Consider the following 16,497-nt stretch of genomic DNA (forward strand, 5'->3'; position numbering starts at 1 on the left):
TGTCGCGCGGGTCCACCGGCTTACGGGACGGTTTGAACGGGCGCGAGTGAGAGACATGATTCGCTGTGTTTCGTGGGGTGGTGGGTGCCCTGAAAGGTAACTCGATGGATCGGGCCGCTTCTTGGTCCGGTTTGGCCCCCTCTACGTTGGGGGGAGGACATCGAGAGCTGCCTGCAAGAATGGGGCATGCCTCCGCATAACTTTCCGATCAGACGGGTGGGCGAAGACCCAGCGCACCTCCTTGACCGAGGCCGGTGGCCGGGGGTCTTGCCCCCTGTCGCCCAGGTACTAGACCACGGGCTCGATTTGACGCCCGCGACGATCTTCGTCGGCGAAAATGGGTCGGGAAAATCCACTCTCGTGGAAGCCATCGCGCTGGCCTATGGCTTGTCTCCTGAAGGCGGGTCTACAGGAGCCCGCCACAGCACCAGGTCTACGGAGTCCACACTTGCCGATCACCTGCAGCTTGTTCGCAACGCCGGCGCCACAAGACGCGGCTACTTCCTGCGCGCGGAAACCATGCACGGGTTCTTCACCTACCTCGAGAAGAACCCGAGCACCTCGGGTCCGGACATCTCGTTCCACGACATGTCACACGGCGAATCGTTCTTGGAACTGGCGGTGGACCGCTTCCGAGGACGCGGATTATGGGTCCTCGATGAGCCGGAATCGGCGTTGTCCTTCGCAGGATGCCTCAGCCTCCTCGCGGTCTTGAAAGATCTCCTCGCCGAAGGCTCCTCGCAAGTCATCATGTCCACGCACTCCCCGGTTCTTGCAGCACTTCCCGGCGCGTAGATTCTCGAAGTCGGCCCGTGGGGACTCCGGCAGAAAAAATGGTCCGACCTCGATCTGGTTTCGAACTGGCGATCATTCCTGGACTCACCTGAACGATACCTGCGACACCTCTAGGGCCAGCCCGGTCCGGGATCCTCAATCGGCACAGCAATGAGCCCTGATGGAACGCGCATTCCATCGCCCAATGGCTACTCACGTACTTGCATAAGCTCTCGCTCATCCATGACGCGGTGGGGGGACCGGCTTGCGCGACACTAAGCCGGCGGTGGTATCGCTAACGCTGCCCGGTCCGGCCGGCGTCTAGCCGACAACGACGAGTACGGTTCCGACGTTGCGGATTTTGCTCCGTACGGCGTCCTCTACGGAACGTTTGAGTTCGGCCAGCTCGGCCATGCTCCACTGCGGGTCGGCCGGGACGGTGACTTCGACGTGGAGCCGGTGGCCGCTCCAGCGCAGGCGGACGGCCGAGGCCGGCGGCGCCACGGGCGAGATGGCGGCCTCGGTGCATTCCACCAGCTCGGGGTCGACACCGTCCATCAGCCGCCGACCGATGTCACGGGCGGTTCCCCAGAGCAGGACGAAGATGGCGATGGAGATAAGGGTGCCGATGATCGGGTCTGCTAGGGGGAAGCCGAGCCACACACCGATGACGCCCGCGACGACCGCCAGGGAGGTGAACCCGTCGGTCCGGGCGTGGACCCCGTCCGCGACCAGTGCCGCCGAGCCGATCTCCTTGCCGACCCTAATCCGGTAGACCGCCACAAGCTCGTTGCCGGCGAAGCCGATCAGGCCCGCGGCCAGGACCCAGCCGAGGTTTTCCAGATGCTGCGGCTGGAAGATGCGGATCACGGACTCGACCGCTGCCACGATGGCCGACAGCGCCACCACGGCGATGATGAACAGGCCTGCCAGGTCTTCGGCCCGCCCGAATCCGTAGTTATAGGTCCGCGTTGCCGCCCGCCGGCTCAGGATGAACGCTATCCACAGCGGTACTGCGGTCAGGGCGTCGGAAAAGTTGTGGATTGTATCGGCCAGCAGGGCGACCGAGCCGCTGAACAGAAACACCACCAGCTGCAGCAGCGCGGTCACGGCCAGAACCGCCAGAGAAATCTTCAGCGCCCGGATGCCCTTGACCGAGGACTCCATCGCCTCGTCCACCGAATCCGCCGCATCATGGCTGTGCGGAACAAAAAGGCCCTGGAGGAAGCCTCTTAGCCCCCCGGGATGCTCGTGGTCGTGGTCGTGGTCATGACCGTGCTCGTGCCCATGACCATGACCATGCCCGTGGTCATGGCTGTCGGTCAGTCCCTCAGCGCCGTGGCTGCCGAGGACGTCTTCTCTGCGTTTCATGCCGGGTTAGTCTCCGTCTGCGGGTGGTGGTGGCGGGGCGTGCCTCCCAGAGAATGTTCGGCCTGGAAGATGGCATCGGCCACCAGCTGGCGGGCGTGCTCGTTTTCCAGCCGGTAGTACACATGCGTGCCGTCCTGACGGGTGGAGACGATGCGGGCCAGCCGCAGCTTCGCCAGGTGCTGGGACACGGCCGCCGGGGACTTCCCCACGGCCTCGGCGAGCCGGTTCACTGGCAGTTCGCCCGCGTCCCTGAGGGCCAGGATGATCCTGACCCGGGTAGCGTCGGCAAGCATCGCGAACACCTCCACGGCCAGCTCGACGTACTGGCTGTCGGGGAACCGGCCACACACAACGCTGTCTGCATCCATACGCAGATAATTGCATTATCTCGGCGGGAGTCCAAGCCGGGCTATTCTGCCGCCGCGTCTTCAGGCGCCGCCCTGCTGCGGGTGGAGAGGCGCCGGGTATTGGGGCTGTGAGCCAAGTCTCCAAAGGGACGACGCCAAAGATGACCAGGGACAGGGACGGGCATTGGAGCGTCACTATGCTCCAAGCCGATGATGTGCCGGAGCAGGCCTGACGGCAACCGCACGCTTGGGAGGCGGCCGTCAGCGCGTAGTGTCCCGGCACAAAAGGCCGGTGGGGCGGACACGGTGCAGGCACGATGCGGGAAGGCTTTTCGCTGACGGAGTCCTGCGCGAATAATGAGAGAAGGTGCGGGCGCACGGGCGTCGGCCTGGCGCCGACACCGGGCCTGTCGCCGCGGGATGGCCGCCTTCCTGTGCCATTGCCCGGACCCTTGACGGGCCGCAGGAAAGGGTAAGGAGGCGGGATCATGGAATCCAGGTGCCGCCGAGTGTCACTGCTGGTCTGCCTGCCACCCTTCCTGCTGCTCGGGCCCGTGGCCTGCGCGGTGCCCGCCTCTGGGCCGGAGTCGCTGCCGCTGACCCTGGTCCGGGACGTGGAGCTGCCCGGCGGGGCAACCCGGCTCGATTACCAGGCTGTCGACCCTTCCGGGCGCCGGCTGTATATCGCCCACCTGGGTGACGGCACGGTGCACGCCGTCGACCTTGCCAGCAACACCGTGGCGGGCACGGTCACCGGCCTGGAATCCGTGCGTGGGGTCGCCGCCGCCCCGGACCGTCACCTGCTCCTGGCTGCTGCCTCGGGCAGCAACGAGGCCGTCCTCATCGATACCCGGACCCTCGCCGTCACCGGTCGGGTGCGCACAGGCGAGGGCCCGGACGGGATCGCCTACGACCCGGACCACGGCAAGGCCTACGTCTCCAACCAAGGCGGCCGCGCCGAAACCGTCATCGGCGTCGGGGCAGGCACGGCCGTCGGCTCGATCGACATCGGCGGAGAAGCCGGCAACACGGTCTTTGACCCGGCCGACGGAAACATCCTCGTCAACTCCCAGGCCCGGAACGAATTGCTGACTATCAACCCGGCCACCGATGCCGTCACCGGCCGCATCGGGCTCGACGGCTGCCGCGGCAACCACGGCTTGGCCGTCGACGGCCAGGCCCGGCTCGCGTTCATCGCCTGCGAGGACAATGCCACGCTGCTCGTGGCGGACCTGCGAACAGGCAGGCCCACGGAACGGTTCGCCACCGGGGATGGCCCGGACGTGCTCGCCTTCGACCAAGGCCTGCACCGCCTCTACGTCGCCTCCGAGAGCGGGGTGGTGAGCATCTTCGACGAAAAAGACAGGTCACTGCAGCCCATTGCATCCGGCAAGCTCGCCGACCGTGCCCACACCGTGGCCGTCGACCAGGCGACCCACCGGGTCTACTTCCCGCTCCAGGACGTCAACGGGCATCCGGTCCTGCGCATCATGGCCCCGCCCCAATGAGTCCCCGCTGGACACCGGTGATATCTACCGGACAGGCCGCGTGGCCGGTTCCTTGTTCCGGCGGGCAACCGTGGCAAGCCAAATGATCCACACCAGCATGAGGACATAGCCCGCCAGGGTCGCGAACGCCCTTGGTGTCGGTCCTGCGACTTCAAGCTATGTCGAGTTCGATGGGCGCCAGAAACGGGAAATTTCCCCTGAAGGATACGAGATGCGGGGTGGCCCGAGCCCGCGCCAATCCGAGGCTGGGTATTCAGCGCCTGGTCTCATACCTGGTCAGGAGTACGCCGTCGGGAAACGTCCGGGTCTCCACCAGGTTCAGGTTCGCCCAGTTGTCCAGGGCGGTGAAGAACGGCGTACCGCCGCCCACCAGGACCGGGTGGGTGACCATCGCGTACTCGTCGATCAGCCCGGCCCGCATGGCCGCTGCAGCGAGGGTGGCACCGCCGACGTCCATGGGACCGCCATCCTCAGTCTTGAGCCGGGTGATCGCGGTGACCGCGTCACCGGTGACGAGGCGGGCGTTCCAGTCCACCCCGCTGGTCGTCGAGGACAACACCACCTTCGGCATGTCGCGCCAGCGGCGGGCGAACTCGATCTCCGCCGGTGTGGCGTCAGGATGTTGGTCGGCGGTCGGCCAATGGGAGCTCATCGTCTCCCACAGTTTGCGCCCGTAGAGCGCCAGGCCCGTCGCTTTTACCCGGTCGGACCACCACTGGAACAGCTCGTCGCTCGGCGCGCTCCAGCCGAGGTCGCCGCCGGGCGCGGCGATGTAGCCGTCCACGCTCACGTTCATGCCAAAGGTCAGTTTCCGCATGGTGATAGCTTCCCGCGGTTGGTATTCGGCGTACGGATGGTACAGGCGGTCTGTTGCCGTTTGGGTGGGTGGCAAGTCGCGTCAGCTTCACGAACTCATCGATCCTTCTCATTGGTAATCGTGGTTTCACGCTCGCAGGGTGAGGCAGCAGGGTGGTTATACGGCTGCCCAGTCCGATGGCCGCGACCCGAGTGGGATGTCAAGCACGAAGCACAACTCGGCCAGCGACCGCCAGCCAGGGTCGTAGTGGGCCGCCAAAATAGCCCCTGAATATCCGTCGGTTACCGTGGTCAACTAGTTCTTCCCGCGCGGACCGCCGGGGCGTAGCATGTGCCTACCAGCGTCCCAAGGACGCAGACCGGGGGAGTCAACGTGCTAGGTGAAGAAGCCATTTTGCAGCGTTTCCAGAAGCATCCTGATCGCCGCATACGGCTGTGGTCGGTTGTGCTGTGCGCGGCACTGGTCGGCAGCGTTGCCGCCTGTACGGACGAGCCGCGGCCGCCCGTGAGGGTGGAGGCCCCGCCGGACCCGTCTGTGGTTCGGGAGGTGGTGGAGCCCAGTGCGCTGACCCGGCACCTGGAAGCGCTGCAGGCGGTGGCAGACGCGAACGGCGGGAACCGGGCCAACGGCACCGGGGGATACGAGGCGTCCGCGGACTACGTCGAGAAGCAACTGCGTGCGGCGGGCTACGAACCGCGGCGGCAGGAGTTCAGTTACGGCCGGCGCAACCCGGTGGACGCGTTCAACGTCCTGGCCGACACCGGCGGCGATTCCGGGAGCATTCTGGTGCTCGGGGCGCACCTGGATTCGGTCGAGGACGGGCCCGGGCTCAACGACAACGGCAGCGGGGTCGCCGCGGTGCTCGAGGTCGCGCAGCGGCTCGCGGCGGAGGGCGCCGTGCCGCGGGATCGGATCCGGTTCGCGTTCTGGGGCGGCGAGGAGGACGGACTGCACGGCTCGGAGCACTACGTCGAGGAGCTCTCCGGCGCGGAGGCCGCCGCGCACGTCGCGTACCTGAACGTCGACGTGGTGGGCTCGCCGAACGCGGTGGCGTACGTCTACGACGGCGACGGCTCGGACAGCGAGGAGGCCGGGCCCGAGGGGTCGAGCGCCGTCGAACAAGTACTCGTGGACATCCTGCGGGGCGAAGGGGTTCAGGCGCTGCCGTTTGGGTTCATCGAAGATTCGGACTACGACGCGTTCGTGAAGGCCGGCATCCCGGCCGGGGGTTTGTTCACCGGCGACGCGGGGACCAAAAGCGAGGCCGAGGCGAAGACGTTCGGCGGGCAAGCCGGGGAGCAGTACGACGAGTGCTACCACCGGGCCTGCGACACGATCAAGAACGTCGACATGACCGTATTGGAGCAGATGACCGAAACGCTCATGAGCGCGACGGTCTCGCTCGCCGGCGTCAAGGGCGGCCTTGCCAAGGGCGCGACAGACCCGGCAACGGGGCAGGGCGCCGGCTGAGGCGCCGCGTACTTAAACCTGCATGAGGGCCGGCGCCTCATCGTTGGCGATGGTGCGCGAGGCGAGGTAACGCTCGATGCTGACGGGACAGTATCCCAGCCCGCCGCCCTGTCCCCGGCGGCGGAAGTTGACGACCTGGCCGGTTCTCCCGCACCCGCAGGTGCCGGTCTCGACGTCGCCCACGTCGTCGGTGAGGAGGAAACCGGGGTAGCTGGTATTGAGGGCGTCCAGTACGGCGATGATGCCGGTGTTCCCGGGGGCGAGCTCCTTGCTGATCTGGCCGGGGTCCCGGATGGAAATGTAGCACCACGGCGGGACGTGCTTGCGATGCAGGTGGCATTCGACGGCCAGCATGTTCGACTCGATCATCCCGTACATGTCTCGCACGTTTCCCGGGCGCACGGCGAGCAGGTCGTGGCACCGCTCCCGGAAGCCTTCGTCAGGGATGGCCTCCGCCGTGTGCCGCTTCCAACCGCCCAGAGTGATGATCATGCTGTACGGGTCCAAGCGCACATTGATCTTCTCCTGCTCGAGGAACCGGAGGAGCCGGCCGATGAGGAACGGCGGACCGACGATGTGCCGGGTCATGTGGCCCTTCCACCGACGCAGGTGCTCCAGGGCCTCCCGGGCGTCGAACGCCTGCTCGGCAACGAGGTATGCGTGGTGGTCGAAGACGCTGTTCAGGATGTTGAAGTCCTTGAGCAAGCCCATCTCCGAGGCTTCGGCGTCCGACGGGTTCAAGAAAAGGCCCGCGCCCCCGGACAGGTTGAAGAACTCCCGGTAGGTCCCGATCAGACCAACCAGTGCCCGGGTCACTGTCTCGCTGTTGCGGCGGGCGACGGACGGAATACCCCGGGTTCCGCTGGAGCGGGTTTCGGTCTCGACGTCGGCCAGCGAGCAGGTGAGCAGCACCTGGGCGTCGGGACGCTTAAACATGCCGACCGACAGCAGGGGCAGGTCTTGCAGGTCGTTAATGTCGTTGATCGCGGCGGGATCGACTCCCAACGCGTCACACTGGGCTCGGTAGAAGCCGTTTCCGGCCTGATGGTAGATCGCGGCGTCCCGCAGGACGTCAGTGACCGACCGTGCCCAGTCCTCAGGGGACTGCGCGTGTGCCTTGGACACATTCCCCAGCATCTGCGATAACGAGAGCATTGTGTCACTCCTCGGTGGGTGCGAATCAATTAACGTGTTTGGGCCGCCGGGTCAACCGTACCGGCGAAGCTCAGAGAAGAAGTCCTCGACAACGCGGAGCTGCCCGCTGCTGGCAAGTTCGTCGTAGACGTACTTGCCCACCGCCAGGTCGAGCACGCCCAGGCCGAACGGCGAGAACACTACGGGACGGTCGTCCGCCAGCGATACCCTTCCTTCCATAACGTCGGCCAAGGTGCCGTCCACAAAGTCCCGGTGGCCGACCATCTGCTCCACGAGGTGGGCCGACGTCCCGGCTTTCAAGCAGTGCTCGACGTCGTCGAGGATGTTGGTCGATGCCAACAGGATCTCCGGGGCCAGGTCGCGCAAGGACACGTGCAGCACCAGCGGGTTGTGCTCGAACCACGTCGTGTCATGCACGTGCGGTTCGCCCGCCACCGTGGCGAACACGACGAGGTCGCTGCTTTTGATCAGCTGCTCAGGGCCGTCGTGCACGGTCACCCGGGCCTGGGTCCCGCTGCGTTCGAGATAGCCCTTGAACCCCTCAGCGCTCTCGCCCGAGAGGTCGAACACCCCGATCTCGTCGAAGGACCAGTCCGTCGCGTTCAGGAAGGTGTGGATGTAACGGGCAATGAGGCCGACGCCGAAGAACCCGATGCGTCTGGGACGCCTGCGTCCCCGGCTGAGCCAGTCCGCAGCCGCGGCGGCCGATGCGGCCGTCCTGGAGGCGCTAATAATTGAGCTCTCCATGCACGCGAAGGGGTAGCCGGTAGCCCGGTCATTGAGGATCAACACCGCTGAGGCGCGCGGAATCCCCGACGACACGTTGTCCGGGAAGCTGGAGACCCACTTGATGCCGTCAACCTCCACCTGTCCGCCGACCGAGGCGGGCAGGGCGATGATGCGCGAGCTGGGCCGGTCCGGGAAGCGCAGGAAGTAGGACGGGGGATTCACCGAGTCTCCCGCTGCATGCACCCGGTAGGTCTGCTCGACCAGCTCGACGACTTGCTTTTCCCGCCCCTGGAGCACCTGCTGCACCTGGGCCCCTGCAATGACGGCGAACGATGGAACCGTCTTCGGCTCTACAGCCGCTGCGGCTGGGGAAGTGGCGAATTCTGTCATCGTGCACCGTCCTGGGTGTGGGTATCGAGATCAAATACATTGCGCGGCTCGGCCATGCCGACGAGGATCTCCCGAGGTCCTTCGTACGCCTCCCGGCTGTGCGCCATGCGGATGTTGTCGACGAGCATGAGGTCACCTGTCTCCCAAGGAGTTCGAAGGGTGTGGGCCTCGTAGATCTCGTTCAGGAGGGCGACGATGTCCTCCCCGATCGGCTCGCCGTTGCCGAAGCGGGTGTTGAACGGCAGCCCGTCGGGACCGTAGACGTCCACCAGGTACTCCCGCACCTCGGACGCGATCGTCCATTCGCTCAGAAACGCGACCTGGTTGAACCAGCTGCGTTCGCCGGTCGCCGGGTGCCGAACCACGGCAGGACGCCGTTGCCGGGTGCGCAGCTCGCCGTCGGGCTGCCACTCGAACTCGATCTCGTGCGCCTTGCAGTAACTCTCGACGTCGGCGCGATCGGAGACCCCGAACGCCTCCTCGTAGGAGGCGCCGATGTCCTCGTTGTAGCTGCGGGCGAGCAGCCACCCCTCGCTCTCGAACCGATGGACGATGTCCGAAGGAATGGCGTCGAGCACGTCGCGGGCATCTGCCACACCGGTCACCCCACCGACGCGGGGTGCCTGGAGGCAGGCGAAGAGCATCAGGCCGGGGAACTCGAGCGCGTAGCTGAGCTCGTGGTGCATGCACATGGGCTGGTTCGCGGGCCACGTGAGGGATGAGTACACGCCGTCCAAGTAGGGCTGCCTGGTGGCGAAAGCTTCCCTGTCCGGCATGAGGCCGCCTTGAACCAGCCGCTTGAAGGTATCGGCCACTTGGGCCGGATCACGCAGGCCCAGGCCGCGGACCAGGACGGCGCCGTGTTCATCCACCGCCGCACGCAGCGCCGCACGGTTTTGTTCGGCCCAGCGCACTGGGTCGTGGCCGTCCTCGACGGTGAGCATCGGAGCCCGCCCGGGTTGGCGTTCAACGTCTAACTGGGTCCTGGGTGATTGAGACGACATCAGAGGTCCTTTTGCTTCACAGGTAGCGGATGGGAGCGGCTAACCGGTCCTCCCGCCGGGGCCATGGAATCGGGTCGCGCGGCGGTTCCAGCCGGCCGCGGGGCGGGGGGAACAGCAGCGTCCGCCAGGGCCGAGGCCTCGAGCAGCTTCGCTAGGTCCGCCAAAGCGGGCGTCTGCATGATGTCCTTGATTGACACCGCGCGCTTGAGCAGGACGGCGAGCTTCACAGCGGACAGCGAGGTCCCGCCCAGCGCGAAGAACGAGTCCTGCTTGCCAATCCGGCCCGCCGGGAGGCCGAGCACCGTCGCCCACGCCTCGGCGAGCCGCTGCTCGCTGGCCGAGAGCGCGTCCGTGGCGGTGCCGGTCTCGGGAACGACCTCCCGCGCCATGCGGGTCAAGGCCCTTCGGTCGATCTTCCCGTTGTCCGTCAGGGGCAGGCTTTCCTGCCACCTGTACGCCGACGGAACCATGTAGGCCGGTACGCGTGCGGCCATCTCGCTGCGGATGACGTCGACGTCGAGCGCCCGGTTGCCGGAGTAGAACGCCACCAGGAACTTGGACTGCCCGGCGCCTTCGCCGACGACGACGGCGCCGTCGCGCACGCCGGGAACCCGCAACAGCGCGTTCTCGATGTCGCCGATCTCGATGCGGAATCCGGAGATCTTGACCTGGTTGTCCTGCCGGCCCAGATACTCCAGCTTGCCGTCCGGGGACCAGCGGCCGTAGTCGCCCGCACGGTAGAGCCGCGCGCCGTCCACGTAGGCGTCAGCGGAGTATGCCTGTGCCGTGCGCTCCGGATCGTTGATGTAGCCGCGGCCCACACACACTCCGGAGAAGGCGATCTCGCCGGGTGCCCCGAGCGGCACGAGCCGTTGTCGCTCGTCCAGAATGTGAATCCGGACGTTGGGGATTGGTCGGCCCAGTGGCACAGAGCCGCCGGAAGGCACGGCAGTCATCACCTCGTGGTTGGTGTCGTCTGAGGTCTCCGTCAGTCCGTAGGCGTTGACCAGCTTCACATTCGGCATCACGTTGAACCAGTGGCGGACCAGTTCCTGTTTCAGGGCCTCCCCGGTCGCCGAGACACAGCGAAGGTGCGGCAGCGCGCGTGGCTTACCGTCCAGGTATGCCACCAGGGCGTCCAGGTAGGACGGGACCACCTGGAAGACCGCGACGCCGCCCCGTTCCACCGCGTCGACGAACCGCTCGACGTCGAGGATCCGGTCCTGCGCAACGATGAGTGTGCGGCCGCCGACAAGCAGGGCCGATACCAGCTGCCACAGCGAGATGTCGAAGCACTGGGGCGCGCTCTGGGCGACGACGTCACCGGGGCCGATCCCCAGGTCCTCGATCTTGGCGTACAGGTGGTTCACCATCCCGGCGTGTTCGCACATCGCGCCTTTCGGTTCGCCGGTGGAACCGGAGGTGAAGTAGACGTAGGCGAGCTGATCGGGACGAATCTCCAAGCCGAGGTCGTCGGCGGCGTGCCCGCCGGCCTCGACCTCTTCGAAGAGGAGCTTTGCGACCGCGGGCATTCCGCCGAGAGCTTCGTCGAGCGTGGCGGTGCTGCCTTCCTCGGTCAGCACCATCTGGCATCCGGACCGGGTCAGCGTTCTGGCAATCCTGTCGGCGGGGAAGTGGGGTTCGATCGGCAGGTACGCGCCCCCGGCTTTGAAGATGCCGATGACGGCGGCCATCCATTCCAGGCCCCGCTCGGCGACGACGGCCACGATGTCCTCCGCCTGCAGCCCCTGCGCGAGCAGGGCGCGGGCGAGCCGGTTGGCACGGGCATTGAGCTCCGCGTAGGTACACTCCCGGGAGTCCTGGACGGCGGCGATGCGTTCGGGATGCTGGCGGACCCGCTCCTCGAACAGCTCATGGAAGCGGTGTTGAGGTCGGGGCCGCTCGGGCCCGGCGAGCTGCTCAAGCTGGAAGCGCCGCTCTTCGGGTGCGACGAGGTCGGCGTCGGCGGGCTCCGCGTCGGGGTCGGCGACCAGATGGCGCAGTGCACTCAGGTGATAGCCGGCGATCCGGAGGGCTGCGGGCTCGTCGAGGACGTCACGCCGGTAGCGCAGGCGCATCGCTTCGCCACCTGCGCCGTCGCCGAGGGACACGCGCAGGACGATGCCCTCCGCGAGCTCAGGATCGTCGTCGTGGTCGGTGCTGAGCAGCACCTCGTACGCGGCCTGAGCCGGCGCCTGCGGTCCCCCTGCTCGACCGGTCTGGGCCTGTACCTGCCCGACGCGCGCCGCGGAGACCAGCGCCCGCCACGACCCTTGCCCAAGATCAAGTTCGCAGGTCCACGTCCCTGAAGTGTCCCTGAAGCCGGCGGTGACCTCTGTTTCGCCGGACAGCGCCTGGAGCACCCTTACGTGAGCCGCCAGCCAGATCGATTCAGGCGTCGCGTCCAGCGTGCGGGACAGTGCCCGCACGGCCTGGCGTAGGTCCTCCGGAATAGCCACCTCAACCCACCCCTGACCCGGCTGGCCGTCCTGTGTCCACCGGGGAATCGATGTCGGCGCGGCACCCGTGGGAACGGTCCGGTCGTTGCCCGGACCCGACGAGTGGTCGGCGGCGGTGCGGCAGGTCAGCGCAGAGGTGGTGGTCATGTTACGGGCCTTTCCAGTGCGACGGGGGACGTGGCCGCGGCTCGGGCCTCTTCGGCCGGGTTGCCAGCCCACAGGGTTCCCCGAGGGAGGGTCGTCCCCTTCATCACGAAGGAGTCGGCGGCGACAACGGCACCGTCTTCAACGGTCACGCCGTAATGGACAAAGGCGGCGACGCCGAGCGTGACGTCGTTCCCGACCACGTTGTAATCGGACTTAAACATCCCGTCTTCCTGGGAATGGGACTGGATCGAGGTGCCGTTGTTCAGCGTGCACCGGGAGCCGATCGTCACCAGTCCCCGTTCGGGAATCCCGAGGCCGTCGTCGAAGACCCGGGAGCCGATCCGCACGCCCAGCAGGCGCCAAATCAGCGGCTTGAACGGTGTTCCGTTGAACAGAGCCAGGTACCGGCTCTGGGCCTGCAGCTTCCAGTACCGCTCGTGCCACCAGAAGTAGGGGTTATAGATGGAGCACAGCTGGGGCCGCAGCCGCCGGAACCCGGTGGCGAGGTGCTGGATGCCGACGGGGACCAGCACGCCGAGCACGAGCATGACGACGAACGACGCGCTGAGCGCAAGGAAACCGAATTGGTCGGACAGTTCGAGGCCGGCGAACATCGCCAGCAGGGCCACCGTAGAGTTGAACCACCGCGCGAGCATCAAGAGGGCCATGGTGCGCACGTTGTGGTGGTTCTTGGCCGCTAGGTCCCGGCGGAGGCGGTCAGGGCTCCTGTGCTCCTCGGGGAGGGTGTCCCTCAGCACGGACCGGGGGATCTCGAAGGCCGGCGATCCGAGCAGGCCCACGTCCTGGCGCACCGGCCCGTCGATGGGGACCATGACCTTGGTCGCGAGCAGGCAGTTGTTTCCGGTCCTGGCTTCGGCGGGGTACAGCACGACATTGCCCAGGAAGTTGTGAGCACCGACCGCTACCTCGCTGACCTTGAACGACGTGGCCGAATAGTCCGTGTTCATGAATGACACCCCGTCGGCAATCATCGTGCCGGTGCCGATGGTCGAAAGGAACGGGTTGTCGTGCTTGAACACCGTGCCGAAATTCGAGCCGCTCTGTTGGACCTGCGGCTGCTTGTACCCGATGGCCCGCACGTAGTTCACCACGTAGGAGCTGTCGCCGAACAAAGCCCCCAGCATGGGGCTGTTGGTCATCCTGGCCACGATCCGTGCCGCCGCGTCACGTAACCCGAACAGCGGATACACCTTGTCCGGCTTCACCGCGAGTTGGAACAGCGGTGGCAGGGTCGTGATGAGGAACAGCGCCAGTACCGTCCCACCGAAGACGGACACCCCGGCGTAGACTGCGGCGTCGGCGTAGAAGACCCAGTTGGTGAACGCCAAGTCCTGCGGCTCCAGAAGCGCCGCGACGGTCGGGTTCGCAAGGATAATCAGCGCGATCGCCAGTCCCCACATAGAGCGGCCCAACCCAACCGTGCTCACGAGCTGGGAAACGGCGAACCATCCCCGGCGCCACGGCCGGTAGGGTGTCGGCTCGACTGTGGCGTAGTCCGCACTCCCGGGCCTGCCCGGTGAACCGTGCCACCGCTCGCCCTCGGGCACGGCTTGACCAGTGTAGAGAGTGGACCGGTGGCCCAGTTGCGAGTGGTCACCCATCGACGTGTTGATGTCCAGCACACTTCCCTCGCTGATAGTCACGTCCCTGCCCAGTGTGACCCCACCCACCTGGATGACGCCGCCGTGGGCACGGTACCCGTTGAGCATGACGTCCTTGCGGATGACCGTTCCCTCGCCGATCGTCAGCAGGTCCGTGCAGATCGGCAGCCGGTTGGTCATGATCATCACGTTGCGGCCGACCTTCGCGCCCATCGCCCGCAGGTAGAAGGTCGTCAGCGGCGAGCCGGTCATCAGCGAAAGGGGGGAAGTGCGCATCAACGCCTTGACCAGCCAGAATCGGAAGTAGGCCAGACTCCAGATGCGGATCTCCTTGGGCCGGAAGCGCCCGATGAAAATCCATTTCGCGGCCACCGGCAGGATGCACAACACCACGAACGTCGCAGCGGTGTAGGCGATCGACCGCAGGTAGAGCGCCCAGAAGTCCGACCCGTGGGTTAGCCAGTGGTGGTTGCCCGGCGCCGCGGCCGGGAACAACCATTGGTACCCCACCACCATGATGACGCCGGCGAACAGGCAGTAGCCGATATAGACAAGCACCTGCAGGGCGCCGCAGGCGACATACTCCCACGTCCGCGCATCCATGGGCGGCGGCGTTTCCGGCACGGAGGCCACAGCCGGCGAGGGCTCCGCCTCCTTGTCCTGCTGCGCCGGGGGAACCTGCAGTGCCGCTGCCAGTGCGGAAATATTTGGGTTGCTGTAGATCTCCTTCATGGATATCTGGGGCAGATCCGGCTGCTTGCGCACCCTGGCGCAGAACTTCGCCATCACCAGCGAGTCCGCGCCCAGGTCGTGGAAGAAGTCATCGCCCGCCGCGACCTGTTCTACGCCGAGCACGCCGGCGAGCACCTCGGCCAGTTGGTCCTGCACCTGCACCTGCGCCGTAGCCTCTTCCGCCGGTGCAAGGGCCGCGGCCAGCGCCGAGAGCGTTGGGTTCTGGTAAATGTCCTTGATTGACACTGCTGGCAGATCCGGCTGCTTGCGCACCCTGGCGCAGAACTTCGCCATCACCAGCGAGTCCGCGCCCAGGTCACGGAAGAAGTCGTCGCCCACCGGCACCTGCTGGACGCCAAGCACGTCGGACAGCACCTCCGCCAACCGGTCCTGCATCAGCGCTGTCGCCGATACTGTCGCCGACGGCTCTTCCGCTGGTGCCAAAGCCGCGGCCAGCGCCGAGATCGACGGGTGCTGGTAGATGTCCTTGATCGACACGGCAGGCAGGTCCGGTTGCTTCCGCACGCGGGCGCAGAACTGCGCCATCACCAGCGAATCGGCGCCCAATTCGTAGAAGAAGTTGGAGTCCACGGGGACGTCGTCCTTGTTCACCACCAATGCGAGAAGATCCGCCAGCCGGCGCTCCAAGGCCACAGCCGCACCTGTGGCTGGCGAGCCCTTTCCGGCCGAAGCCGCAGGTTCCGCGGGAGTCGTGGAATTCGTCGGAGGTGTGGAACGCGGAGCACCCTGCAGGTCGTCGACGCGGATTTTCACTGCAGGAATCTCCTTAGCGAGGCGGTGGCAACAGAATGGGCCACGGGTGCGGGAGCCGTGTTCCATGGCCCCAGCCCCGAATCGGACCATTGGCCCGGAGCCACCGTCAAGTCGGCGGTGGCGAGTGCTTCGGTGCCCAAATGGTCGTGCACCCAGTCGGGGTCGTAGACGGTGTCCAGGTAGGGTCGGCCCAGATCCGGCGAGATGGCCACCGCCGTGGCGTCCTGGGCGTCGTGGTCGGCGAGCCAAGACATGGCGCCGTGAACCACGGTCCCGGTGGAGCCACCGAGCATGAACCCGCCCGCCGCAAGGCGGTGGCAGGCGCGCACCGTGTCCAGCTCCTCGACCATCACCACGTCATCGATGAATGATTCGTCGAGCTGCGGCGGCCGCACACTCATGCCGAGTCCCGGGATCAGGCGGGTGGCCGGCTGGCCGCCGAACGAGACCGATCCTGCGGCGTCGACCGCGACAATCCGGACGTCGGGCCGGTGCTCACGGAAGTACCTCGCGCAACCCATCAGGGTTCCCGTCGTCCCGGCTCCCACGAACAGCACGTCCAGTTCGGGGAACTGATCGGAGATCTCGGGGGCGGTCCAGCGGTAGTGCGCTCCCCAGTTGCCGGGATTGGTGTACTGGTTGAGCCAGAGGTACCGCTCGTCGGATGCGCAGAGGTCCCGGACGTGGTTGAGACGGGCCCCGAGGAAGCCGTCGACGGGATCCGGTTCGGTGACCAGATCCACCTGTGCCCCGAGCGACTCCATGAGTTGCCGGGTCGCCGGGTTGCAGCGCGGATCGATCACGCACACGAAGCGGTAGCCCTTGCTGGCGGCGATCATGCTGAGCGCTACGCCGAGGTTCCCCGAGGAAGACTCCACCAGAATGGAGCCGGGGCCGATCAAGCCCTCTCGCTCGGCGTGCTCGACCATCTCGCGCGCGGGCTTGAGCTTGATCGAGCCCGCGAAGTTAAACCCCTCGATTTTCAGGTAGAGGCGGCGGCCCAGCAACCCTTCCAAGTCGACGAACAAGCTCTGCTCGTTGAACAGGTGCGGCTCCCTGATAATAGGCATGGTCTCCCTCGTTCTCCTGCCATGAGCTTGGTCGCAAGGGTCACCAGGGAATGACGGGTGGAATCGGTGCGCATCGCTTTTCTCCCCCAGAACCCCATAAAGCTTCAGTTGCAATGCCCTTACAGTGA

The 16,497-nt window shown here is 66.3% G+C and carries 11 protein-coding genes and 1 pseudogene; 3 read left to right on the plus strand and 9 right to left on the minus strand.

Going from position 1 to position 16,497, the window contains the following annotated elements; all coding sequences use genetic code 11:
• Positions 1–186: 186 nt before the first annotated feature.
• Positions 187–909: pseudogene (locus AC5RWX_RS13175) on the plus strand (AAA family ATPase).
• A gap of 186 nt (positions 910–1,095) precedes the next feature.
• Here the strand turns inward: AC5RWX_RS13175 and AC5RWX_RS13180 are convergent.
• The gene (locus AC5RWX_RS13180) at positions 1,096–2,145 is read right to left on the minus strand and encodes a cation diffusion facilitator family transporter (RefSeq protein WP_493939663.1); all 1,050 of its coding nucleotides are present in this window, start codon (positions 2,143–2,145) and stop codon (positions 1,096–1,098) included.
• Positions 2,142–2,513 carry an ArsR/SmtB family transcription factor gene (locus tag AC5RWX_RS13185; protein ID WP_493939664.1) on the minus strand — a complete coding sequence of 124 codons (372 nt, stop codon included), beginning with the start codon at positions 2,511–2,513 and terminating at the stop codon, positions 2,142–2,144. Before AC5RWX_RS13185 ends, AC5RWX_RS13180 begins: the two co-directional genes overlap by 4 nt.
• Positions 2,514–2,980: 467 nt before the next feature.
• Between AC5RWX_RS13185 and AC5RWX_RS13190 the strand changes: the two genes are divergently transcribed.
• Positions 2,981–4,000: a YncE family protein gene (locus AC5RWX_RS13190; RefSeq protein WP_493939665.1), complete on the plus strand. Its 1,020-nt coding sequence runs from the start codon at positions 2,981–2,983 to the stop codon at positions 3,998–4,000.
• A gap of 253 nt (positions 4,001–4,253) precedes the next feature.
• On the opposite strand, the gene AC5RWX_RS13195 is transcribed toward AC5RWX_RS13190, so the two are convergent.
• Positions 4,254–4,817, minus strand: coding sequence for a dihydrofolate reductase family protein (locus AC5RWX_RS13195; RefSeq protein WP_493939666.1), 564 nt, complete (start codon positions 4,815–4,817; stop codon positions 4,254–4,256).
• A gap of 372 nt (positions 4,818–5,189) precedes the next feature.
• Here AC5RWX_RS13195 and AC5RWX_RS13200 point away from each other — a divergent pair, with 372 nt between their 5' ends.
• A complete protein-coding gene (locus AC5RWX_RS13200) occupies positions 5,190–6,287 on the plus strand; it encodes a M20/M25/M40 family metallo-hydrolase (RefSeq protein ID WP_493939667.1) in 1,098 nt (365 codons plus the stop codon).
• Positions 6,288–6,299: 12 nt separating this feature from the next.
• Here AC5RWX_RS13200 and AC5RWX_RS13205 read toward each other — a convergent pair whose 3' ends face one another.
• The 6 genes from AC5RWX_RS13205 to sbnA are packed head-to-tail and all read right to left on the minus strand — an operon-like array spanning position 6,300 to position 16,369.
• Positions 6,300–7,442 (minus strand): LuxE/PaaK family acyltransferase, encoded by a 1,143-nt coding sequence (locus AC5RWX_RS13205; RefSeq protein WP_493939668.1) that lies wholly within the window; start codon positions 7,440–7,442, stop codon positions 6,300–6,302.
• A 51-nt stretch (positions 7,443–7,493) separates the two neighbouring features.
• Entirely contained in the window at positions 7,494–8,561 is a 1,068-nt protein-coding gene (gene sbnB, locus AC5RWX_RS13210; protein ID WP_493939669.1) for a 2,3-diaminopropionate biosynthesis protein SbnB, read from the minus strand.
• A complete protein-coding gene (locus tag AC5RWX_RS13215) occupies positions 8,558–9,565 on the minus strand; it encodes a TauD/TfdA family dioxygenase (RefSeq protein WP_493939670.1) in 1,008 nt (335 codons plus the stop codon). The genes sbnB and AC5RWX_RS13215 overlap by 4 nt, the downstream gene beginning before the upstream one ends.
• The gene (locus tag AC5RWX_RS13220; RefSeq protein WP_494097512.1) at positions 9,565–12,171 is read right to left on the minus strand and encodes a non-ribosomal peptide synthetase; all 2,607 of its coding nucleotides are present in this window, start codon (positions 12,169–12,171) and stop codon (positions 9,565–9,567) included. Before AC5RWX_RS13220 ends, AC5RWX_RS13215 begins: the two co-directional genes overlap by 1 nt.
• Positions 12,168–15,299 (minus strand): Pls/PosA family non-ribosomal peptide synthetase, encoded by a 3,132-nt coding sequence (locus tag AC5RWX_RS13225; protein ID WP_493943045.1) that lies wholly within the window; start codon positions 15,297–15,299, stop codon positions 12,168–12,170. Before AC5RWX_RS13225 ends, AC5RWX_RS13220 begins: the two co-directional genes overlap by 4 nt.
• Positions 15,296–16,369 (minus strand): 2,3-diaminopropionate biosynthesis protein SbnA, encoded by a 1,074-nt coding sequence (gene sbnA, locus AC5RWX_RS13230; RefSeq protein ID WP_493939673.1) that lies wholly within the window; start codon positions 16,367–16,369, stop codon positions 15,296–15,298. The genes AC5RWX_RS13225 and sbnA overlap by 4 nt, the downstream gene beginning before the upstream one ends.
• Positions 16,370–16,497 lie beyond the last annotated feature (128 nt).

It is taken from the genome of Arthrobacter sp. SPT-J7 (assembly GCF_059089965.1).

Excerpts from the sequence above, each read along its gene's own strand:
- AC5RWX_RS13180 (WP_493939663.1), bottom strand. The coding sequence starts at position 2,145 with ATGAAACGCAGAGAAGACGTCCTCGGCAGCCACGGCGCTGAGGGACTG.
- AC5RWX_RS13185 (WP_493939664.1), bottom strand. The coding sequence starts at position 2,513 with ATGGATGCAGACAGCGTTGTGTGTGGCCGGTTCCCCGACAGCCAGTAC.
- AC5RWX_RS13190 (WP_493939665.1), top strand. The coding sequence starts at position 2,981 with ATGGAATCCAGGTGCCGCCGAGTGTCACTGCTGGTCTGCCTGCCACCC.
- AC5RWX_RS13195 (WP_493939666.1), bottom strand. The coding sequence starts at position 4,817 with ATGCGGAAACTGACCTTTGGCATGAACGTGAGCGTGGACGGCTACATC.
- AC5RWX_RS13205 (WP_493939668.1), bottom strand. The coding sequence starts at position 7,442 with ATGCTCTCGTTATCGCAGATGCTGGGGAATGTGTCCAAGGCACACGCG.
- sbnB (WP_493939669.1), bottom strand. The coding sequence starts at position 8,561 with ATGACAGAATTCGCCACTTCCCCAGCCGCAGCGGCTGTAGAGCCGAAG.
- AC5RWX_RS13215 (WP_493939670.1), bottom strand. The coding sequence starts at position 9,565 with ATGTCGTCTCAATCACCCAGGACCCAGTTAGACGTTGAACGCCAACCC.
- AC5RWX_RS13220 (WP_494097512.1), bottom strand. The coding sequence starts at position 12,171 with ATGACCACCACCTCTGCGCTGACCTGCCGCACCGCCGCCGACCACTCG.
- sbnA (WP_493939673.1), bottom strand. The coding sequence starts at position 16,369 with ATGCCTATTATCAGGGAGCCGCACCTGTTCAACGAGCAGAGCTTGTTC.